The 19,838-nt window shown below is 57.4% G+C and carries 20 protein-coding genes and 2 pseudogenes; 12 read left to right on the top strand and 10 right to left on the bottom strand.

All coding sequences use genetic code 11. The features are described 5' to 3' along the window. Nucleotides 1-4: 4 nt before the first annotated feature. The 4 genes from V5D86_RS02090 to V5D86_RS02105 all read left to right on the top strand — a co-directional run bounded on the left by V5D86_RS02090 (nt 5) and on the right by V5D86_RS02105 (nt 3,556). Complete coding sequence (locus V5D86_RS02090; protein WP_414595038.1) at nt 5-670, top strand: cobalamin-dependent protein; 666 nt, start codon at nt 5-7, stop codon at nt 668-670. 350 nt (nt 671-1,020) lie between these two features. Next, nucleotides 1,021-1,584 (top strand): MarR family winged helix-turn-helix transcriptional regulator, encoded by a 564-nt coding sequence (locus V5D86_RS02095; protein WP_414595039.1) that lies wholly within the window; start codon nt 1,021-1,023, stop codon nt 1,582-1,584. A 64-nt stretch (nt 1,585-1,648) separates the two neighbouring features. Then, complete coding sequence (locus tag V5D86_RS02100; RefSeq protein WP_414595040.1) at nt 1,649-2,221, top strand: flavodoxin family protein; 573 nt, start codon at nt 1,649-1,651, stop codon at nt 2,219-2,221. Nucleotides 2,222-2,347: 126 nt separating this feature from the next. Further along, entirely contained in the window at nt 2,348-3,556 is a 1,209-nt protein-coding gene (locus V5D86_RS02105; RefSeq protein WP_414595041.1) for an aminotransferase class I/II-fold pyridoxal phosphate-dependent enzyme, read from the top strand. A gap of 36 nt (nt 3,557-3,592) precedes the next feature. Here the strand turns inward: V5D86_RS02105 and ribH are convergent, their stop codons facing one another. The 7 genes and pseudogenes from ribH to V5D86_RS02140 all read right to left on the bottom strand — a co-directional run bounded on the left by ribH (nt 3,593) and on the right by V5D86_RS02140 (nt 9,667). Continuing rightward, entirely contained in the window at nt 3,593-4,003 is a 411-nt protein-coding gene (gene ribH / locus V5D86_RS02110; protein WP_414595042.1) for a 6,7-dimethyl-8-ribityllumazine synthase, read from the bottom strand. A 5-nt stretch (nt 4,004-4,008) separates the two neighbouring features. Next, nucleotides 4,009-4,479, bottom strand: coding sequence for a riboflavin synthase (ribC, locus tag V5D86_RS02115; RefSeq protein WP_414595043.1), 471 nt, complete (start codon nt 4,477-4,479; stop codon nt 4,009-4,011). Then, nucleotides 4,476-4,904: an adenylyltransferase/cytidyltransferase family protein gene (locus V5D86_RS02120; RefSeq protein WP_414595044.1), complete on the bottom strand. Its 429-nt coding sequence runs from the start codon at nt 4,902-4,904 to the stop codon at nt 4,476-4,478. Before V5D86_RS02120 ends, ribC begins: the two co-directional genes overlap by 4 nt. Nucleotides 4,905-4,908: 4 nt before the next feature. Beyond that, on the bottom strand, nt 4,909-5,616 hold the full coding sequence (ribB, locus tag V5D86_RS02125) for a 3,4-dihydroxy-2-butanone-4-phosphate synthase (RefSeq protein WP_414595045.1): 708 nt from the start codon (nt 5,614-5,616) through the stop codon (nt 4,909-4,911). A 236-nt stretch (nt 5,617-5,852) separates the two neighbouring features. Then, nucleotides 5,853-7,241, bottom strand: a pseudogene (locus V5D86_RS02130) (monomethylamine:corrinoid methyltransferase). A 27-nt stretch (nt 7,242-7,268) separates the two neighbouring features. Next, nucleotides 7,269-7,904 carry a B12-binding domain-containing protein gene (locus V5D86_RS02135; protein WP_414595046.1) on the bottom strand — a complete coding sequence of 212 codons (636 nt, stop codon included), beginning with the start codon at nt 7,902-7,904 and terminating at the stop codon, nt 7,269-7,271. A gap of 557 nt (nt 7,905-8,461) precedes the next feature. Further along, nucleotides 8,462-9,667, bottom strand: coding sequence for an ammonium transporter (locus tag V5D86_RS02140; protein ID WP_414595047.1), 1,206 nt, complete (start codon nt 9,665-9,667; stop codon nt 8,462-8,464). A gap of 450 nt (nt 9,668-10,117) precedes the next feature. Between V5D86_RS02140 and glyA the strand changes: the two genes are divergently transcribed. From glyA to V5D86_RS02160, 4 genes and pseudogenes are all read left to right on the top strand, one after another. Next, nucleotides 10,118-11,401 carry a serine hydroxymethyltransferase gene (gene glyA / locus V5D86_RS02145; RefSeq protein WP_414595048.1) on the top strand — a complete coding sequence of 428 codons (1,284 nt, stop codon included), beginning with the start codon at nt 10,118-10,120 and terminating at the stop codon, nt 11,399-11,401. 14 nt (nt 11,402-11,415) lie between these two features. Beyond that, a complete protein-coding gene (locus tag V5D86_RS02150; protein WP_414595049.1) occupies nt 11,416-11,703 on the top strand; it encodes a hypothetical protein in 288 nt (95 codons plus the stop codon). Between the two features lie 176 nt (nt 11,704-11,879). After that, on the top strand, nt 11,880-12,527 hold the full coding sequence (locus tag V5D86_RS02155) for a B12-binding domain-containing protein (RefSeq protein ID WP_414595050.1): 648 nt from the start codon (nt 11,880-11,882) through the stop codon (nt 12,525-12,527). A gap of 170 nt (nt 12,528-12,697) precedes the next feature. Next, nucleotides 12,698-14,077, top strand: a pseudogene (locus tag V5D86_RS02160) (monomethylamine:corrinoid methyltransferase). 2 nt (nt 14,078-14,079) lie between these two features. Here the strand turns inward: V5D86_RS02160 and V5D86_RS02165 are convergent. Together V5D86_RS02165 and V5D86_RS02170 are read right to left on the bottom strand one after the other, a co-directional pair. Continuing rightward, nucleotides 14,080-14,409, bottom strand: coding sequence for a DMT family transporter (locus tag V5D86_RS02165; RefSeq protein WP_414595051.1), 330 nt, complete (start codon nt 14,407-14,409; stop codon nt 14,080-14,082). Continuing rightward, a complete protein-coding gene (locus V5D86_RS02170; protein WP_414595052.1) occupies nt 14,409-14,738 on the bottom strand; it encodes a DMT family transporter in 330 nt (109 codons plus the stop codon). Before V5D86_RS02170 ends, V5D86_RS02165 begins: the two co-directional genes overlap by 1 nt. Nucleotides 14,739-14,789: 51 nt before the next feature. Between V5D86_RS02170 and V5D86_RS02175 the strand changes: the two genes are divergently transcribed. The 4 genes from V5D86_RS02175 (at nt 14,790) to V5D86_RS02190 (ending at nt 19,356) form a co-directional block, all read left to right on the top strand. After that, the gene (locus V5D86_RS02175) at nt 14,790-15,329 is read left to right on the top strand and encodes a hypothetical protein (RefSeq protein ID WP_414595053.1); all 540 of its coding nucleotides are present in this window, start codon (nt 14,790-14,792) and stop codon (nt 15,327-15,329) included. Nucleotides 15,330-15,403: 74 nt separating this feature from the next. Continuing rightward, nucleotides 15,404-16,072, top strand: a complete 669-nt coding sequence (locus V5D86_RS02180) for a metal-dependent transcriptional regulator (protein ID WP_414595054.1) — start codon at nt 15,404-15,406, stop codon at nt 16,070-16,072. An 18-nt stretch (nt 16,073-16,090) separates the two neighbouring features. Then, nucleotides 16,091-18,058, top strand: coding sequence for a ferrous iron transport protein B (gene feoB / locus V5D86_RS02185; protein ID WP_414595055.1), 1,968 nt, complete (start codon nt 16,091-16,093; stop codon nt 18,056-18,058). A 32-nt stretch (nt 18,059-18,090) separates the two neighbouring features. Further along, nucleotides 18,091-19,356: a UbiD family decarboxylase gene (locus tag V5D86_RS02190; protein WP_414595056.1), complete on the top strand. Its 1,266-nt coding sequence runs from the start codon at nt 18,091-18,093 to the stop codon at nt 19,354-19,356. Nucleotides 19,357-19,558: 202 nt separating this feature from the next. Here the strand turns inward: V5D86_RS02190 and V5D86_RS02195 are convergent, their stop codons facing one another. After that, nucleotides 19,559-19,816 (bottom strand): hypothetical protein, encoded by a 258-nt coding sequence (locus tag V5D86_RS02195; RefSeq protein WP_414595057.1) that lies wholly within the window; start codon nt 19,814-19,816, stop codon nt 19,559-19,561. Between the last annotated feature and the right edge of the window lie 22 nt (nt 19,817-19,838).

Below are 19,838 nucleotides of genomic sequence, written 5' to 3' on the forward strand. Positions count from 1 at the left end.
TAGTATGGTTACGACCCAGGAACTTGCAGAGAAAGCGAAGAAAGCAGTCATGAGCTACAACGTCAACGACTCTAAGGCCGTTGCGACCGAGGCGATCGCCAACCCCGACGTCGACCTCGTCGCTCTGATCAACGACGGATACAGCGCTGGGATCAACGAGGTCGGAGTCCTCTTCGGACAGAAGAAGGTCTTCCTCCCCCACATCATGGCCGCTGCCGGTGCACTCACCGCGGGAATGGACATCCTGACCCCCGAGATCGAGAAGCGCGGCGGATCCGTGGGAGCCGGACTCGGGAACGTCGTCATCTGCTCCATCGAGGGAGACATCCACTCCATCGGAAAGGACATCGTCGCCATCATGCTGAAGGTCGCCGGGTTCAACGTCTTCAACATCGGAAGGGACGTCGCCCTGAAGGACATCATCGCGGCCGTCAAGAAGCATGAGGCCGTCGCTGTCGGGACCTCCGCGCTCATGACCTCCACCATGGTCGGTCAGAAGACCTTCGAGGAGATGATGGTCAAGGAAGGCCTCAAGGGCAAGTGCCTGACCAACGTCGGAGGGGCCCCCGTCACCCAGCAGTGGGCCGACGAGATCGGTGCGGACATCTACACCGAGAGCGCCACCGACGCATCCGCCAAGTTCGTCGCCGCATTCGGCGACAAGGCTTGAAACACCAAAAGGCCCACCCGGGCCATCTTCCGGCATACGTGCCGGAAGAGACATTCAAATCGAAGGCGTGGCGCATTAGTCCTTGTACTAAGCTCATTGTTTTCCTCTAGTGCCACGCCTCCGATCCATCATATCGGTCGGATCCGGACCTCTACCCTGCTGTTGAGGACCGCCGCTCGATGGATGCAAACATCGGATGCAGACTGTTTGAAAACTGTATTATCATTCCTGATGTTGGATGCATTATGAATCAAAAACAGACAATTTGAGAGAAATGCCCGAGATGCAGGACAGACCCAGTGTTTCGGGAATAATCCATATTAAATAATGTTGAAAGCATCACTAATAACGTGCCAGATCGTGAGGACATATATTGGAACTCGTTCCTGCCGGCGTTCTTCGACAGGATGAGTCTTCAGATGCGCAAGAACATGACCGACATCGTTTCGGACTATGACCTTACCAGCGCTCACGCCATCTATCTAATCGCACTGAAACTGCAGGACGGCCAGACACTTGTCAGCCTATCGAGATTCCTGGACCTGGACACCGCCAACACGAACCGTGTCATCAAGATCCTCAAGGAGAAGGAACTGGTCTACGATGACCGTAAGACCGACAAGAGCAAGAAGTTCAACATATACCTGACGGACAGCGGCAGGAATCTGGCGGACCGCATAATGGCCGGAATCACCGAACTGAACAACAGCTATTTCGAGGGCATCCCGCGCGAGGATGTGCTCCAGCTCCGCAACACGCTGATCAGGATCCTCAGGAACATGAACCTGGACATCGACAGCTACATGGGCTCCAAGTACGAGGACCCGTTCTATACCCATCTGCACATCATCCCTCCGGAGGACGGATATGAAACAGAACCCATTCGTCTGTCTCAAAAACGTCAAAACGTTTGAATTGCAGACATATCTCAAACATTCGATATGCAATCTCTTTATATTGAATCGTCAATAAAATCTCATGGGAGAGATTGTGGCAATAGTGACCAGCCCTCACCCCGAGGGAAATTCAGCCTCCATCGTCGATGCCATAACGGATGGTGCGATGGGATTGTCAACAAATCTTATTCAACTGTACACGCTCGGCAAGTCCAAGTTCATCCATTGCTGCAACGAGTGCGGCAAATGCAAACAGACAGGGTTCTGTGCCATCGAGGATGACATGTCCGAAGTCCTGAATGCGATCCGCACCGCGGACTGCGTCATCTTCTCGACAGCCGTCCACTTCAACAACGTGTCCGCCCAATACAAGATTCTGGAGGACCGCATGTACTCCTTCCTGAACTCGGACCTGTCCATCAACATCAAGACCGGGAAGAAGGCGATCGTGGTCGTGACCGCTGCCGCATCCCTTGAGAATGCGAAGGTCATCGCCAGCCACATGGCCGCATCCCTCACCATGATGGGCTTCGAGGTGATCGACCGTGTCGTGTTCTCCTCGGACATGGGTACCAAGAAGGCATCGGAGGATCCCGACATCCTCCTAAAGGCGAAGCAGGCGGGGATGAAGCTTCGCAACACCCCCACCGTCTGATGGACGGACCGCGTCCATCGAGGATGCCGACGCTCCCCTGACGGTGTCCTGATGCGCAGACTGCCGCCCTACGGACGGCCTGGCATCAAGTATATAGTTACCTTATCCAATCAGCGACCGATTCTAATGAAGACCAAGATCAAGGCTTCCAGAAGGTCGATGGGAATGAACTACGCGATACGCGAGGTCACGGTCCCGGCAGCTGCCGCCAGGGAGGCAGGTATGAAGACTCTTGATCTGAACATCGGGGATCCCAACAAATGGGATTTCGAGACCCCCGAGTATTTCAAAGCCACCCTGCGTGCCGCAGTCGACGAGACTGACAACGGATATGGGGATTCCCAAGGGAACCTCGACCTCCGCGAGGCCATCGTGGACAGGGAGCTCGAGAAGCACGGTGCCCACATATCCGCATCCGACGTGTATGTCGCCGCAGGGGTCAGCGAGGCCATCAATGTCATGATGGGCACGCTCATCGAACCGGGGGACGAGATACTCGTTCCCGGCCCGGGGTACCCGTCCTACGCCCAGTACATCAACTTCTACGAAGGCCGCACCGTTCCGTACAGGCAGATCGAGGAGGAGGACTGGCGCCCCGACACGGACATGATAAGGAAGAGGATCTCCAACCGCACCAAGGCCATGGTCATCATCAACCCGAACAACCCGACCGGCGCAGTATACGATGAGAAGACCATACGCGAGATGGGAGACATCGCCGCGGAGTACTCCATCCCTCTGATCTCCGACGAGATCTACGACAAGATAATCATGGAGGGGACCCACTTCTCCGCATCCCAGCTGTCCGACGACATCCCGAGGATAATCTTCAACGGATTCTCAAAAGTCAACCTGATGCCCGGCTGGAGGATGGGATACATGTACTTCATGGACAACAACGGCCTCCTCGACGAGGTGCGTGAAGGGCTTATGAAGCAGTTCCGTGCCAGGATATGCCCCAACGTGCCGTGCCAGGCCGCCGCCCGTGCCTCGCTCCAGGGTCCGCAGGAGTACATCGTGGACCTGAACAGGAAACTGAAGACGCGCGCGGACTACACCTACAAGCGTCTCAACGAGATCGATGGGATCAGCACACGCCGCGCGAAGGGAGCATTCTACATGTTCCCCTCCATCGATCTGAAAGGGACCTGGAGCACCGACAAGGACTTCGTCCTGGACCTCATCAAGGAAGAGGGCGTCGTGCTCGTCCACGGGACCGGGTTCTGCGACGAGTTCGGACAGGGTCACTTCAGGACCATCACTCTGCCTCCACTGGACGTCCTGGAGGAATCCTACGACAAGCTCGAAAGGTTCATGAACAGGCACAGGGCCTGAAAAAACTGAAAGATGGGGGTGTCAACCCCCTTTTATTCACTCCAGCCTCTGGAGCATCTTCACGACAGCGTCGACGACGTCACGTCCCTTCTCGATACGGTCCATCGCCTGAAGCTCGGTCATACCGGGACCGGTGATGCCGAACCCGACAGGTTTGTTGAATTCGAGGCCGAGGTCCATGACCTTACGGGATGCCTGTGCGACGACGACCTCATCGTGCTTGGTCTCTCCGGAGATGACGGCGCCGATGGTTATGACCGCGTCGACATCGTCGTTCTGTAGCATACGTTTCACGGCCAGGGGGATCTCGAACACACCGGGGACTTTGATCTCCTTAGTGATCTTCACTCCGAGGAACTCCGCCTCAGCCTTCGCACGCTCGATCATGAGCATGGTGACCTCGTAGTTGAACTCAGCTGCGACCAATCCAATCTTGTACTCCTTCATTTGAATCACCTGTATCTAACGGGCCCTGCATCAGCAAATCCCTGTCTCAATCCCGTACCCGCCCTCTTTGTAAGGGATTCCGGACGGAATAGTAGATCGTAAGCGTTTATCGCGTGCTCCCTGGCCCTGCTGTCTGCAAGGAAGGCGAGCTCGGCATCGTCCTTGGCTTCGTCCTCGTGGACGAACACTTCTATTATGTGCTTGTTCGTCATCAGCTGTGCACGTATGAGCCCTGTGGAGGCCTCGTGCGAGCACATCTTGTCCTTCTGCTGAGGACCCGGCATCCCGAGGGCGATGACCAGGTCGCAGCCCTGCTCCTCTATGAGCTTCTTGGCTGCCACCGGAAGGTCCTTCACACCCGGGACGGTGTATCTGACGATCCTGAAGCCGGTACCGGTCTTCTGGAGCTGATCTATGGCCGAATGGCCCATGTCATACCTAGCGAACGTCGTGTCGGCAATTCCGATGGTCTTCATGGTGAACCTCCCATACTGCGTATCTTGGCGATGATGCGACGGGTCGCATTGAGATCCTCCGCGCATTCGGTAGCTCTGACCACACCGATGTGTCCGAGGCCGTGCTCCTCGAGCTGCGACCGGAGGGCGTCCAGGTCGAATCCCTGATCGAATCCCAGGACGATCAGGTCCGGTTTGACGAAACGGACCGTATCGAATATGTTGCCGTCCCCTCCGACGATCACCTTGTCCACAGGCTTTAGTGCACCCACGACCCGTGCCCTCATGGCCTCGGGGGTTATTGGCTCGTGCTTCTTGGTGCGGACAGTGGCATCGCAGGCGACGACCACGACAAGCTCGTCCCCATAGGACTTGGCCTGCTCCAGATAGGATATGTGTCCAGGGTGGATAAGGTCGAAGACCCCTGATGCCATTACCCTGGTCATGGTCTCAGATCTCCCTGTTCTTGGACAGGAAATCCTTCCAGTGATCGATGACCTCGTCTCCGGTCACCATGGGGATCCCATGGGATTCGGCATACCTCTCCACCTCTGTGCGGGGCTTCGAGAGCCCGTCATCCCCCATCATCTCGCAGATGGTCGCGGAGGGCTTCACACCCGCCATGTACATCATGGCGGTGCACAGCTCCGTATGGCCCTTGCGAGATTCCAGTATCCTGTCCGTGGTGTTGAGGAGGTGCACGTGTCCGGGAGCACGGAAGTTCCTGCCCAGCTCCTCGCAGATGACATCTTTGGGAGAATCGGCGAATATGGTGTCCGTGAACCTCGTTATCGTGAGGGCGCGGTCCCTGTCCGTTATGCCCGTGTATGTGTCCCTGTGGTTGATCGTGATCCCGAAGGAGGACTTCGTGCGATCATAGGGTATGTCCGTAGGCGCCATGGCCCTCAGGAGCGGATACTTCTCGGAATCGTCCCAGAACACGTCAGAGAGGAACGGCAGCCCCAGTTCGGAGGCCAGGTCACCGGGCATCGTGGTGCATATCAGCCCGCCCGCGTCCTTCCTCATCATGCACAGCAGTTCGGGGGTGATGAACTGGGATGCGACGGTGAAGTCCGTCTCCCTCTCCCTGTCATCGAAGTCGTAGACAAGGATCGGTTTTCCGACCCTTATGTCGTCCAGTGCCTTGTCGAATCCCATTGTCTCACTGGGGAGATGACAGTCATTGAAATAACAGAGAGCAACCTACCAATAAAACAGTAGATGCATGAAGAAATTGTGAAAGATTTATGCCATCCATCTGGGAGGAAAACATCAAAGGTGCAGTATGGATGGATGGCTTCCCCCTCCGGAACGCCGGATGTCGTTCCTCGGGGGGAAAGGGAAGGAGGTGTGTCGTCCTCCCTCCCCGAAGTTATTTTGTTCGGTATTACGACTCAGTGCTTGATGTCGAGTCCGAGGTCCCTCAGGGTGGCGACAGACTTGTCGTACACTTCGAGGTACTCCTGGGTCGGCTTCACGGTCTTGACGTCGTAGCACTCCTGGAAGGTCTTTCCAGCAGGTGCGTTGGTGTACTGGGCCTCGTAGATGGGGATCAGCTTGTTGAGGATCTCGTTGACATCGGAGATCTTCATTCCGCAGGTAGCGACGGATGCGTTACCCATGATCCTGGCCTCCATTCCGGTGGTCTTGTCCTGAACGACTCCCTTTGCGGCAGCGGATCCGGAGAGGAGCTCTCTTCCGGAGGCGGTGTCTGCCATTGCCTGGGCAGCGGTCTCGAGGAGACACATCTCAGTGCAGGGACCGGCGATGGGGTAGTACTGGTTCGCGAGGAGCAGGTCGGTGTTGGCGTCAACAGCGGCTGCAGCCCATGCGGCGACCTGGAGGGTCTCCCTTGCCATGGTGGTTCCCCACCTGATGTGGATGGGTCCGTCGAGGTGGAAGTTTCCGCTGAAGCAGGCGAAGGAACCGAGAGTGGTTGCAACGTCGCAGATGGCGGTCTCCTCGACTCCTCCGGTGTATCCACCAAGGATGGGCATCTGCTCGATCATGATGGTGTCTCCGACGGTGGTCCATCCGGCCAGCATGTTGAGTCCGGTCATGTCCATCTTCAGCTCGTTGAGCTGGGAGCACTCGTGGGCATCGGTGATGCGGTGTCCTGCGTTGGGAAGGTCGGCGCAGAGACGTCCAGCCTCGGACAGAGGCGTCTCAGGTCCCTAAACACCCATGCCAGGCCTGGCGGCTCTGACACGTGCCTCTTTGACAGCCCTGAGCTCGGCCATGGTGGCGCGGATCTCGTAGGGGGTCTTGGTCTTGGCGGGCTTTCCCTCGATGGTGGTCATGACTCCGTTGACGATGGTGTCGACAACACCCTCCTGGGCGTAGGACTGCATGACCTGGACGAACACATCCTCAGAGATGGGGGATCCGGTGGGTCCTCCCTGGATGATGGGCTTGACGTTGCTGTTTCCGTGCCTGGGGTAGAACCTTGCGATGTCTTTTCCCTCTCCGAGGATCAGCTTGGTGGGGGTCTTCTTGATTCCCTCCCAGACTTCCTCCTCAGTGACGTGCATGACGCGGCCGAGGTCCTGGCAGTAGTATCCGGTGGTGACGAGCATCTCGAGACCGGCCTGGAACAGCCTGTTGATCATATCCTTGTCCTCAGGAATGATCTGGTCGTGGTCGATCTTGATCTTGTACTTCTCTTTGAGTGCGGTCAGGTTGTTGGGGGTGATCTGATAGTCCCAGTCCTCGACCTTAACTTTCTTTCCCTTGACGAATCTCTCGTAGACGTCGGGGATAGTGAGGGGCCTTGTTGCTGCCATTTTTATTTCCTCCTTTGATTTTTAATTTCACTGGACGAGTTTGTCGACCAGTCCGATAATCTCGTTCGCAGTCTCGGAGTATCCGTCGGCTCCGATCTCGTCGCACCACTCCTGGCTGCAGGGGGCTCCTCCGAAGATGCACTTGTAGGGGGCCTCGATCTCCTTGACAGCCTCGACGAGCTCTCTCTGGGCCTCGAGGGTGGTGGTCATGAGTGCAGATCCTCCAAGGACCTGTGCCTCGTTCTCGTCAGCGGCATCGATGAAGTCCTGGGCGGTTGCATCGGGTCCGAGGTCGATGACCTTGTATCCGGCTCCGCGGAGCATGGCGCAGCAAACGTTCTTTCCGATCTCGTGGATGTCTCCCTCGACGGTTCCCATGATGACGCATCCCTTGAGGGATCCAGCGCCGGCGGTCATGAGGGGCTCAAGGATCTTAAGAGCCAGTTCCATGGTCTTGGAAGCGGCGACGACCTGAGGTAGGAAAATCTCTGCCTTGTCGAATTTCTCTCCGATGACTTCCATTCCCTTTCCGAGTCCCTCACCGATGATGTCTCCGACGGAAATCTTTGCGTCGATAGCCTGCTGAGTCGCAGTTTTAACGAGGTTCAGGTCCCAAGTCTCAACGGCCTTCTTAAGGTCGGCCATGATCTGTTCGTTGCTCATATTTTGTCCTCCTTTTTTCTTGGCTTTCACACCAAGGTTCGCCCTTTCGAGCTTGTATAATGAATTGACCGAGTTAGTATATAATAGTTACGTCCAACAAAACAAATTTTCTAATCATAGTATATAAAATTATGTTTTAGTAATCTGCACTTCCAATATTAGTATATAAAATTATCTGTTGCGTGGAATATTGCCCCCATCTAACATATAAGCTCTGTCTTTCAATGGACATAAATCGAACAAAATTCAGACAGAATCCAATACAACGGTACTACAAATTCCCAACAGGGAAACAACAATGTGGATAGATCATGTCTATCGGAGACGGAAAAGCCTGCAGCAGATGGATGCCCGCCGGATCGGGACGGGACATCGAAGGTCACTGATATCGGGATTCCATCGCTTGTCTATTTCCTACAAAGTAAGATGCGAAGATCGAGCATCGGATGTGTGTCCGCGAGTATCCATAAAAGAATGGATTTTCAATCCTTATTATATAGAGATAGGAGAAGCCTCTCCTCCGAGGAGGAGAGCCGGCCTTGCGGCCGTAATTGGTTTCACGCTTCGGAAGCGGCGACAGGCTCGGCGCCCTCTGCGGGTGCCTCCGACTTGACGAAGTCGGTGTCATCATCGCAGATGGCATCCATCTGACCACGGGTGAAGCGGACGACGAGTCCGATCACGAATCCAGTGACCATGACGATGACGAAGACCACGATCGCCATGACGAATGTGGTCATGCTTCCGACGATCAGGGAGACGAAGATCGCTCCCATCCATCCGCCCACTCCGTGCAGGTTGTGGACTCCCATCATATCCATGACTCCGAGCTTCTTGGTGAACCAGGGCTGGAGGTAGATGAAACAGAGGGTGGACACTGCACCTGCGATGAGTCCAATGAGCAGCGCGCCCCAGGGTCCGACGGAGAGCAGAGGCGCTCCGATGGCCACAGGTCCGCACAGCATCGCATAGGTGTAGATGAGCGGGTTGACCTTGCCGAACATTATGCTGACGAAGTATGTGCTCAGCAGGGATCCGATTCCGGCCATGTAGCAGGTGATGGTTCCAAGCGTGACGCTCTCGAGCGGGAGCAGGGAGCAGACGAAGGAAGGCCAGAGCATCCACAGGAGCATGGACGCGAGCCAGACGAACGTGACACTGTGGGTCGTGGTGTACATAGGCTCGTTGAACGCGGTCTTGTCACGGATACCCAGCGCGACTCCGATACCGAAGTATGCGGCACACAGGTGGACGAGGACGGATCCTCCGGGGTCGGTAGCAAAGTCTCCGAAGACGCTGACGTTTGCAAGGACGTACTCGACGAGACAGTACACTGCCGCGAACGCTATTCCGACGAGCAGGTACTGCCACATTTTGCATGTTCCGAGGAACACACCGATCGCAATCACAAGAGTGATGGAACAGATGACGGCCTTGATCAGGAGGGCCTGGTCCCACACTCCGTAATCGAACACGAACTGCTGCAGCGCGAGGTATATGACAAAGCTGGATGCAGCAGAGAGGATGGTGGCGAGACAGACTCCCCACTCGAACTTCCTGATGAAGATCATCAGGAACGCGACAAGCATGAGCATGAACCAAACATCGAGGTTCTTGCTGAACTGATACTGCTCCTGCGGGTTGGATCCATCGGAGATTCCCACCCATGAGAACCCGCCGACCCACTCGCCGTAGAAGAGCACAGCTGAGATGACGATTGCGATCAGCAGAACTGCCAGGATCGCCATTTGTTTCTTTTCCATTTTTGAATCCCCTTCGCATGTTGATGCGTTTATGCGGAACCGCGACATCGCTGTCGCGCCTCCCGCAAGGAGAAACATCCGGTACGGCGGTCACCCGCCGATTTCCCCCGAGCGTCCTAAGAGTTCCCCCGGCATGCGCCGTCCCACTGCCGCCACTGCGAAGATGCGACACAAGGGTCATGCAGGACCCTTCATCCTCGCCGAAGCATCGTGGGCCATCGAACACTCAGACATTAGCTCTATGAGCGTAAACAAATCCAATCCAACATTATAAAAAGCTAATGGTCAAAATCAGCCAATTTATATTGATTGACTCATCAAAATACCAATAATAGTATGCATTTTTGAACAAAATTTGGATTTGGAACTATAATCCAACTATAAGGTTTACTTCCGACCTATGGACATCTTTATGAACATCATTTAAACGATATGCCCGATACCTACCTGATGACTCAGGAAGACGCCCAATTCATCAGGCAGAAGGTCATGGACCACAACAAGTGGTTCGAGGATTGCATCCCCATGATCGCATCAGAGAATCTCATGAGCCCGCTGGCGAAGGAGATGCTGATCTCCGACTTCGCCGACAGGTACGCGGAAGGACTTCCCGGAAAGCGCTACTACCAAGGCAACATCTACGTCGACCAGGTCGAGCTCAAGGCCATCGAGCTCGCTAAGAAGGTCTTCGACGCCGACTTCGCGGATGTCAGACCCATATCCGGGACCGTCGCCAACATGGCCGTGCTGTTCGCCTTCGCCGAGCCCGGGGACACGATCACCACATGCGCATTGGCACAGGGGGCCCACATCTCCACCTGCGAATTCGGCGCCTTCGGACAGAGGTCCGTCAATTCCGTCAACTATCCGTTCAACGAGGAGGACATGAACCTTGATGTCGACGGTACCATCAAGCTCCTGAAGGAGGTCAAGCCCAAGATTGCACAGTTCGGTCTCTCCGTCTTCCTGTTCCCCCCTCCCCTCAAGGAGCTCCAGGACACGTTCAACGAAATCGGATGCCTCGTATGGGAGGACTGCGCGCACGTCCTCGGACTCATAGCGGGTAAGCAGTTCCACGACCCCCTGAGAGAGGGCGTCAACATCGTCTCGTCCTCCACCCACAAGACGTTCCCCGGACCCAACCACGGGATGCTGCTCGGACAGAACCTGACGGACGAGCAGGAGAAGAAGCTCCAGAAGGCTGTCTTCCCCGGAGTCACGTCCAGCCACCATCTCCACGCGATGGCCGCGCTCGGTGTGACCCTCGCGGAGATGGACGTATTCGCAAAGGATTATGCCGCACAGGCATGCAAGAACGCAAGGGCTCTCGGACAGGCGCTCTACGAGCGCGGCATCCCGGTCCTCTGCCCCGACCTGGGATTCACCAGGTCCCACGCGATCGCACTCGACGTCGAGCAGTTCGGCGGCGGGAAGGACTGCGCCCAGCTGCTTGAGGACGCGAACATCATATGCAACAAGAACATGCTCCCCAGGGACACCAGCTCCGTCAGACCCTCCGGTCTGAGGATGGGGGCACAGGAGATGACCAGACTCGGTATGAAGGAGAGCGAGATGGTCGAGGTGGCCGAGCTCATATCGCGCGTCATCGTCAAGAAGGAGGACCCGCTCAAGGTCAAGGAGGACGTCAAGGCGTTCAAGAGACAGTTCGCGACGATCCAGTACTGCTTCAACGCCGGCGAGCCCGCATACGAGTACCACAAGCTGGTGGAGTGAACGGAGGGACACATATGGGACTGATGGACAAAGTCAAGACGGCTGCGAAGGACCTTGACACCAAGGCCGGGAATGCCATAGACAAGAGCAAGCTCGACTCCCAGATAAGGGACGAGGAGCGCAACATCGAGAAGATGTACACCGAGATCGGGAAGAAGATCATCGCCGCGCTCAAGGAAGAGAAGTCCGCATCCGATGCGGACATCAAGTGCGAAGTGGACAAGATAAACGAGTCGGAGACCAAGATCGAGGAACTCAAGAAGAAGAAAGAGGAGATCGAGGCCGGCGAGAAGAAGGACTGATCCTTCGGCGGGCTCGCGCCCGCCACAAAACAACTTCCCACATGCAGACTTTCTGCTTAATTCTATAGAGTTAACACTTTAATCCACATCGCATCCAATGGTTGACTCATCCAACCCTGCCCAATATTGATATTTCATCCATCCATTCAGTCATATACACCCCGGGGAGGACCGCAATGGACGAACAGACCGTTCTGGATTGCATCAGCAAGTCCATCATCGACATGAACATTCAGGATGCGAAGAAGTACGCAAGGATCGCGATGGACGAAGGTATCGACCCTAACGATGTCATTGACAAAGGACTCGCCAAAGGTATGGACCACATCAACGTGCAGTTCGACGAGGGCAAGCTCTTCCTCCCCCAGATACTGATGGCGTCCAAGGCCATGGAGGCGGCGATAGACATCATCGAGCCGTACTTCAAGGACGATGATGTCAGCATCAAGGGCATCATAGTCATGGGATCCGTGAAGGGCGACATCCACTCCATCGGGAAGAACGTGTGCTGCGCCATGCTCAGGGGAGCCGGCTTCAAGGTCATCGACGTCGGTGCGGACGTGGACCCGGAGGTTTTCTCCAAGATCGCCTCCAAGGAGAAGGCGGACATCGTCGGAGGCTCCGCCCTCATGACGGTCAGCCTTCCGCAGCAGAAGGAGATGGTCCGCGTCTTCAAGGAGAACCATCTGTCCGTCCTCACGGTGTTCGGCGGTGCCCCCTGTACGGAGGAATGGGTCGACTCCATCGGCGGCGATGGGTACTCATCGTCGGGAAAGGAGATCGTGAGCCTCGTCAGGAGACTCCTCGAGGAAAGGGACCGTTGACCTTCCGATCCACGACAACCAGCTCTAAGCTTTTTATACTAGTTCTAGCGATTTTCTTTTTCTTGAAATGTAATATTTAACCTTAATTATTTAGTACCAATAAACTTTAAATATACAAATCATGTGATATTTAACATAACATCTTACGAAACCCGATGGTGCGATTGCAGATGACCGCTAAGAGATATGTGGATATTTTCGAAGCATACGACCGTTTCTTCGAAGGCGAGAAGGTTCGCGAGGATCAGTGGGACTATACGATAGTTCCCACCAACGCGATGCAGATGCGCGAGAAGTACCGCATATCGTTCGGAAAGAACATCATACCCACGGACGAGGACCTGTGCGAAAGGCTGTTCCTCGCCGGGATAGACATGCTTCTGACGACCGGGTTCTACAACACGGACCTGGGACGCGTCATGCATGTCACCGAGGACGAGCTGTTCGAAGGGCTGAAGATGGCCCCCAACAAGCTAAAGCTCGGATCCGGCAAGGACGAGAGGGAGTGCAAGGCCCGCCACGGGAACAGCAGCCGCAAACCGATAATCCAGGGAGGGCCGACGGGGTCCCCAGTGTCCGAGCAGTACTTCGTCCCGATGCTGCGCTCGTATGCGCAGGAGCCGGTCGTCGACACCATCGTGAGCGGCGTCCTGAACACGGTTAACAACCACGCGGCGACCACCAACACCCCCTGGGAGATCAGGGCGACCATGGCGGAGATCAGGTATGTCCGCGAGGCGTGCCTGATGTCGCAGCGCCCCGGCATGTGCATATAGGGCCCCCAGACCCCCCTGTCCGCGACGGGGAGGATCGCATCCGACCTCACTAGCTACGGACTCAAGCCCTATGACGCCCACGAGTGCTCGCAGCTCAACGAGCTCAAGATCGACATGGCCGGCCTGAACATGATGGCGGGCTGGCAGGCGACCGGGGACATCGTGATGATGGAGCAGATGCCCATCTTCGGAGGTTACGTGGGAGGTGTGGAGGAGACCGCGATCTGCGATGTCGCCACCATGATCACATCCTTCGCCATATTCGACTGCGACATCCACCTCGACGGTCCCATCCACATCAGATGGGGGACCACGACGACCAGGGAGACCCTGCAGATCGCGGCCCATGCCGCGGCGGCGCTGGACGCCAACACGGACTTCCTCCTCGCCAACCAGTACTACACTATGGCCGGACCGTGCACGGAGATGTGTCTCCTCGAGACGGCCGCCCAGGCCATGACCGACACGGCATCAGGAAGGGAGCTCCTCTCCGGCGTCGCCTCCTCCAAAGGGGTCATACAGGACAGGACCACCGGGATGGAGGCCAGGATGATGGGCGAGGTTGCCCTGGCCACCTGCGGCCTGGAGGTCGACGACGTCAACAAGATCGTCGACAAGGTCGTGAGCCTGTACGAGCGGGACTTCAACCATGCCCCTCAGGGGAAACGCTTCCAGGAGTGCTACGACATAAGGGAGATGGAGCCGTCGGACGAGTACGTCACACTCTACGACAAGACCATAGACCTTCTCGGGAAGTGCGGCCTCGACATGTGAGCTCATTCGCTCTCCGCAAGGTTCAGCCCCACCACTCCGGCGATTATCAGCGCCATGCACACCCAGCCCGCCAGCGGCAGGACCTCTCCGAAGCATATCAGCCCGATGATGACCGAGCCCACTGCACCGATGCCGACCCATACCGCATAGCACGGTCCCGTCGGGAGGCCCGCGCGGAACCCGCGGTTGAGAAAGTACATGCTGATGGCCAGGAATGTCAGCGTCAGTATGCTGTACAGGACATCCGTGAAACCGTCCGACAGCTTCAAGGTCGTCGCCCAGACGGTCTCGGCGACTCCTCCCGCGAGGACCCATGCCCATCCGGGATTCATCAGGCTCCCCCCGACACGAACTGGAGTCCCACGACGCCGGCCAGTATCATCCCCACGCAGACGAGCTTCAGCGCATCGACCTTGTCATTGTACAGATAGTACCCCACGATCATCGTGCAGACGGCGCCTATCCCCGTCCAGATGGCATAGGCGACACCGACGGGCATCGTCTTCATCCCGATGCCCATGAGGACCGGACTCAGTACGGCGAAGACTATGGTGACGACCGCCCACGCGAGATTGCGGGTGCTGTCGAACCTCTTCAGTGCGATCACCCATACGGGTTCCAGAAGCCCGCCGACGACGACCCATGCCAATGCCAGATCCATGACCGGAGGATTCGTACGAGATACTTATAGGTGCCATCACCATTAGAACGCATGAACGTCGAGGAGTTCACCGCTTGGCTATCGTCCCAGAGAGGGGTCGTGATGATGAGGGAGATGACCGCTGGACTGATCGCGGATGTGGAGCGGGAGGAGTCCACAGTGGTATCCAGCTTTGGTACGCCCGTGGACAACTCCGGCCTCAGGGACTGCATGGAGAGGGGACACATGTTCGTCGCCCTTGTGAACGACGAGTTCTGGGTTCCCCCGACCACGACGATGGTCCTGAGGAATGCGGACGGGGAGACGGTCGGCCATGACATCCCGGCAGACCGGATGGACGAGTTCATGTCACGCGGGGACGTAATGTTCCTCTCAGACAACTTCGTCATGTACTCCGACAAGGACATGGGCGACGCTCCGACGATGGAGATGCTGTCCCAGCAGTATGCGGGGGAGGACGGCTCGCTTCCGGCCGAGACCTCGGCCGTGCTGTGGTATCCGTCTCCGACAAGCGGACAGCTCATCTCGAGGTTCCTGGAGACGGACCTGGGCGCGCTGGGGACCGCTATCGTCGGCATAGACCTTGAATGATATGAAAGGAATTCCGAAGAATTCATAAGGGTTACCTAACAACTTTAAATCATACCTATACCATCTGGGTCAGGATGACGACAGGAAACCGCGAGGACTACCTCATCAACATTCTGAGGCTCACCGAGGGCGAGGGAGTGGCGAAGACCACGGAACTCGCATCATACATGGGCGTGTCGCCCGCCAGCGTGAGCGAGATGATCAAGGTCCTCGCCAAGGAGAACCTCGTCTCCTACGAGAAGTACAAGGGGGTGGCTCTGACAGAGGAAGGGCTCACGTACGCCCGCCAGCTCCGCAAGAAGCACCATGTCGTCGAACGCTTCCTGACCGACTACCTGAGCATAGACCACAAGACCGCGCACGAGGAGGCGTGCAGGATGGAGCATGCCATATCCGACGAGTCCGCCATAAAGATGTGCCATATGATGGGCACGCCCGTGGACGTCGACTGCCAGTGCTGCCAGAGTCCCTGCAAGGCCGTCTCCGAGGGGATCATGAACATCCTCCCGCTCAACAGGCTGGAACTGTCCCAGTGCGGCAAGATATCCCATATCAAGTCCGACGACACCAACGCGGTGAAGAAGCTCATATCAATGGGATTCGTGCCTGGACGGACGGTCGCCATCGAGGCGATACTGTCCGACGGCGGACCGCGTGTCATCCGCATCGGGGAGTCCACCATGGCCCTCGACTACCGCCTGGCATCGTGCATATTCGTGGATGTCGCCACGAGCGACGTCTGAACCCGACACGTGAGCCAAATGGTCCCGGCAATCGAGAACGGCATCGAAGAGACTGTTGACGAGCCACTGAGGGTGGCCCTCGTCGGTCAGCCGAACGTGGGCAAATCATCACTATTCAACCGCCTGACAGGCGTCGGGGTCATATCCTCCAACTATCCCGGGACCACCGTGTCGTTCGACGAGGGGATGATCGTCAGGAAGGGCTCCAAGGTCAGCGTCCGCGACCTTCCCGGGACATATGGCATATCCGGGAACTCGGACGACGAGAAGGTCGTCCTCCACAGCCTGGCGGGGGAACGGTTCGACTGCATCATCCTGGTCGCGGACGCGACCAGCCTTGCAGGGAGCCTGGTCCTGTGCGCCGAGGCGATGGAGCTCGGGCTTCCCACGATAATCGCCCTCAACAAGATCGACGAGGGCAGGAAGAAGTACAGTTACGACATCGAAGGGCTCCAGAGGGCCCTGGGGGCACCGGTCATACCCGTCTCGTCCAAGACCTCCGAGGGAGTGGACGGGCTGGCGGATGCCGTGTGCGGGGACCTGGCCCGCCAGCCCGAGGTCAGGATCGACTACGACGAGGGGGTGGAGAGCGGGATCTCGGTCCTGATGGACGTCCTCCCGGACGGTCTGCGCTTCTCGGAGCGCGGGACCGCGATCAAGATCCTCGAGAACTCGATGGAATTCGACAACATGGTCAGTCCGGAGATCCGCAGGTCGGCGGGCATGATCAGGCGCCTGTACTCCGAGAGGGAGGGCAGGACCATGGGCGTAGCCATCGCCAGCGAGCGTTACGCATGGGCGGAGGGCGTGGTGGGGGAGACACTGTCCAAGAGGGACGTCAAGAGGTCGCTGTCCGAGAGGATATCCGATGCGACCATAGCCCCGGTGACGGGCATACCGATACTCCTCGCGGTCTGCCTCGCCATACTCGCCACCATCGTGTACGTCGGGTCCTTCCTGGACTCCATCATATCAGGCGTCTACGAGTCCCTGGTCGGCACCGCGCTCATAGACTTCGGCGCATCCATCGGCGGGAAGTTCGGCGAGGCGGTGTTCACAGGCATAGACGGCAGCATACAGGCAATGCTACTGCTCGTGATCCCGTACATCCTGGTGTTCTATCTCATCCTGGGGCTGCTGGAGGACTCCGGATACCTCACCAGGGCGGTCGTCCTGCTCGACAACACCATGCATCACTTCGGCCTCCACGGAGGCGCGTTCATACCCATGATCGTCGGGATCGGATGCAACGTCCCCGCCATAATGGCGATACGCACCGTGAAGTCGCGCAGGGAGAAGGTCATCCTCGCATCCATGATAGTCATGGCCGTCCCGTGTTCCGCCCAGATGGCGATAATCATGGGTGCCACGGGCAAGTTCTCGGGAGTGCTGTTCGCATTCGGGATACTCCTCATGCTTGGATGCCTGGGCATACTGGTGGGCATCCTGATGAACAGGTTCCTCAGATACGAGCCCAGCGACCTTGCCATGGAGCTGCCCGACCTTCAGATGCCGGGCATCAGGAACATCCTCTCGAAGACCTGGCAGAGGATCAAGGACTTCATCTACATAGCGCTGCCACTGCTGGTGGTGGGCTCCGTGATAATAGAGGTCCTGATCCAGTACGACCTGCTGGACGGCATCGTGGAACCGCTGTCCCCGATCACCGTCGGGATCCTTGGACTGCCCGCGGTCTGTGCGATCGCGTTCCTCGTGGGGATACTCAGGAAGGAGATGGCCCTGGGGATGCTGCAGATCCTCGCTGGCGGTGTCGCGCTGTCCGAGTTCATGACCCCGGATCAGTTCGTGGTCTTCGGCATAGTCATGGCCGTCTACATGCCCTGCGTCGCCACGCTCATCACGATGTGGAGGGAGATCGGATGGAAGGAGACTATAGCAGTCAGCCTGACGTCCATCGGTGTCGCGATCCTCCTCGGAGGGGCCGCGAACCTGCTCCTCGGGATATTCCGACGATTGCCCTCGTGAAAAGTTATAGCGTTGAAGCCGATGCATATGCCATGACAGTCAAGGACTCCGTACCGTCGGATGCCGTTTTCGTGAAGGACCGTCTGGACAGGGACGGATGCTCGGTGACGTCCGTACTCATGCAGGACCAGGACAAGACCATAGTGTTCGAGGATCTGGACGGACAGAGGGCCGTGGGGAACAGGTTCTCCACGAGGGAGAAGATCGCCGCGGCGATGAATATCCCCAGCGACGGGATCGTCAACCACATACTCGATGCGGTCGCACACCCCAAGCCGTGCGAGGTCGTCGAGGATCCGAGCTTCAGGCAGGTGGAGGTCGAGAGGGACCTGACCAAGCTGCCGATCCCCAAGTACTTCCCGGAGGACGGGGGCCGCTACATCTCGTCAGGGGTCATAGTGACCGAGTACAACGGGATGAAGAACATGTCGTTCCACAGGATGATGATCATGGGTCCGGACTCCATAGCGGTGAGGCTGGTCCCCAGGCATCTGTTCACCCTGCGCAGGATGGCGAAGGAGAAGGGGGAGGAGCTCAGGGTGTCCATCTGCATAGGGGCACAGGCCGAGGTACTGCTCGCCGCGGCGACGTCCATGGACTTCGGGGCCGATGAGCTGGAGGTCGCCTCGTCGATGCACTGCATCGGCCACGGCAGCCCGCTGAAGGTCGGAAGGTGCGACAACGGACTGCTGGTCCCCGCCGACACCGACTACGTCCTCGAGGGGAGGATAACCCTGGAGGAGGCCACGGAGGGACCCTTCGTCGACATCACCGGCACATACGACTTCGAGAGACAGGAGCCCGTCATCAGGATCGACAGGATCTGGTCTTGCAAGGACCCGCTCATGCACGTCCTCCTTCCCGGAGGATGGGAGCACTACCTCCTGATGGGACTCCCCAGGGAGCCCATGATCCTCAAGTCCGTCAGGCAGGCGGTCCCCGGGGTGAAGAACGTCAGGCTCACCGAGGGAGGCTGCTGCTGGCTGAACGGTGTCGTGTCCATCAAGAAGAACAAGGACGGGGACGGGGTCAACGCCATACTCGCGGCGCTCAGCGGTCACACGTCCATGAAGCAGGTCATCGTGGTCGACGATGACATCGACATCTTCGATGACAGGGAGGTCGAGTGGGCCGTGGCCACGAGGATGCAGGCAGACCGCATACTCAGGATCCCGGGTGCGGCCGGATCGTCTCTGGACCCCAGCTCCCATGGGAAGAACACCTGGAAGGTCGGGTTCGATGCCACCCTCCCGCTGGATGCGGATCCCGCATTGTTCAAGAAGGCCAAGCTGAACTGAGCCAACGGTCCGGGACCTCCCGGACCACCTTCATCAAAGATCCGCACCGCCCTCGCGTGACGAATCCCGTCGATGCGGAGCCCATGACCGCGAGGAGATATCGCATCCTGTACAGGGTGACCTGCACAGAGTCGAAACGGCCGTCCGCGAAGGCCGATAAAGACCGTTCGCACTCGGATTGCCTGCGTTACAAGCAGAAAGCTCACTCGGCCACTGCCGATTCCATCGACACGTTGCGCATGAGCATGCGTCCCTTCTCGGTCAGGACCAGGACGTCGTCCTCATACAGCAGGTACCCGATGGTGACTATGGTGTGCACAGACTTCTTCGCATTGTAGTCGTGCTCGACCTCATCCCTGGTCCAGCCGACATATTTGCTTACATCCTTCTGAAGTGAAGATATGTAGCGGGGGCGGTCGCTCTTAGCGGCTACGCTCCTGCGATGTAAACCAAACTTCATTCCATCCCTATGTGCCAGAATA

It is taken from the genome of Candidatus Methanoprimaticola sp. MG2, assembly GCF_047501175.1.
In the GTDB taxonomy this organism is placed as follows: Archaea; Thermoplasmatota; Thermoplasmata; order Methanomassiliicoccales; family Methanomethylophilaceae; genus Methanoprimaticola.

What these genes read in the sequence shown, in the direction of transcription:
- V5D86_RS02090 (WP_414595038.1), top strand. Translation starts at nt 5, where the DNA reads ATGGTTACGACCCAGGAACTTGCAGAGAAAGCGAAGAAAGCAGTCATG.
- V5D86_RS02100 (WP_414595040.1), top strand. Translation starts at nt 1,649, where the DNA reads ATGGGAGAGATTGTGGCAATAGTGACCAGCCCTCACCCCGAGGGAAAT.
- V5D86_RS02105 (WP_414595041.1), top strand. Translation starts at nt 2,348, where the DNA reads ATGAAGACCAAGATCAAGGCTTCCAGAAGGTCGATGGGAATGAACTAC.
- ribH (WP_414595042.1), bottom strand. Translation starts at nt 4,003, where the DNA reads ATGAAGGAGTACAAGATTGGATTGGTCGCAGCTGAGTTCAACTACGAG.
- ribC (WP_414595043.1), bottom strand. Translation starts at nt 4,479, where the DNA reads ATGAAGACCATCGGAATTGCCGACACGACGTTCGCTAGGTATGACATG.
- V5D86_RS02120 (WP_414595044.1), bottom strand. Translation starts at nt 4,904, where the DNA reads ATGACCAGGGTAATGGCATCAGGGGTCTTCGACCTTATCCACCCTGGA.
- ribB (WP_414595045.1), bottom strand. Translation starts at nt 5,616, where the DNA reads ATGGGATTCGACAAGGCACTGGACGACATAAGGGTCGGAAAACCGATC.
- V5D86_RS02135 (WP_414595046.1), bottom strand. Translation starts at nt 7,904, where the DNA reads ATGAGCAACGAACAGATCATGGCCGACCTTAAGAAGGCCGTTGAGACT.
- V5D86_RS02140 (WP_414595047.1), bottom strand. Translation starts at nt 9,667, where the DNA reads ATGGAAAAGAAACAAATGGCGATCCTGGCAGTTCTGCTGATCGCAATC.
- glyA (WP_414595048.1), top strand. Translation starts at nt 10,118, where the DNA reads ATGACTCAGGAAGACGCCCAATTCATCAGGCAGAAGGTCATGGACCAC.
- V5D86_RS02150 (WP_414595049.1), top strand. Translation starts at nt 11,416, where the DNA reads ATGGGACTGATGGACAAAGTCAAGACGGCTGCGAAGGACCTTGACACC.
- V5D86_RS02155 (WP_414595050.1), top strand. Translation starts at nt 11,880, where the DNA reads ATGGACGAACAGACCGTTCTGGATTGCATCAGCAAGTCCATCATCGAC.
- V5D86_RS02165 (WP_414595051.1), bottom strand. Translation starts at nt 14,409, where the DNA reads ATGAATCCCGGATGGGCATGGGTCCTCGCGGGAGGAGTCGCCGAGACC.
- V5D86_RS02170 (WP_414595052.1), bottom strand. Translation starts at nt 14,738, where the DNA reads ATGGATCTGGCATTGGCATGGGTCGTCGTCGGCGGGCTTCTGGAACCC.
- V5D86_RS02175 (WP_414595053.1), top strand. Translation starts at nt 14,790, where the DNA reads ATGAACGTCGAGGAGTTCACCGCTTGGCTATCGTCCCAGAGAGGGGTC.
- V5D86_RS02180 (WP_414595054.1), top strand. Translation starts at nt 15,404, where the DNA reads ATGACGACAGGAAACCGCGAGGACTACCTCATCAACATTCTGAGGCTC.
- feoB (WP_414595055.1), top strand. Translation starts at nt 16,091, where the DNA reads ATGGTCCCGGCAATCGAGAACGGCATCGAAGAGACTGTTGACGAGCCA.
- V5D86_RS02190 (WP_414595056.1), top strand. Translation starts at nt 18,091, where the DNA reads ATGACAGTCAAGGACTCCGTACCGTCGGATGCCGTTTTCGTGAAGGAC.
- V5D86_RS02195 (WP_414595057.1), bottom strand. Translation starts at nt 19,816, where the DNA reads ATGAAGTTTGGTTTACATCGCAGGAGCGTAGCCGCTAAGAGCGACCGC.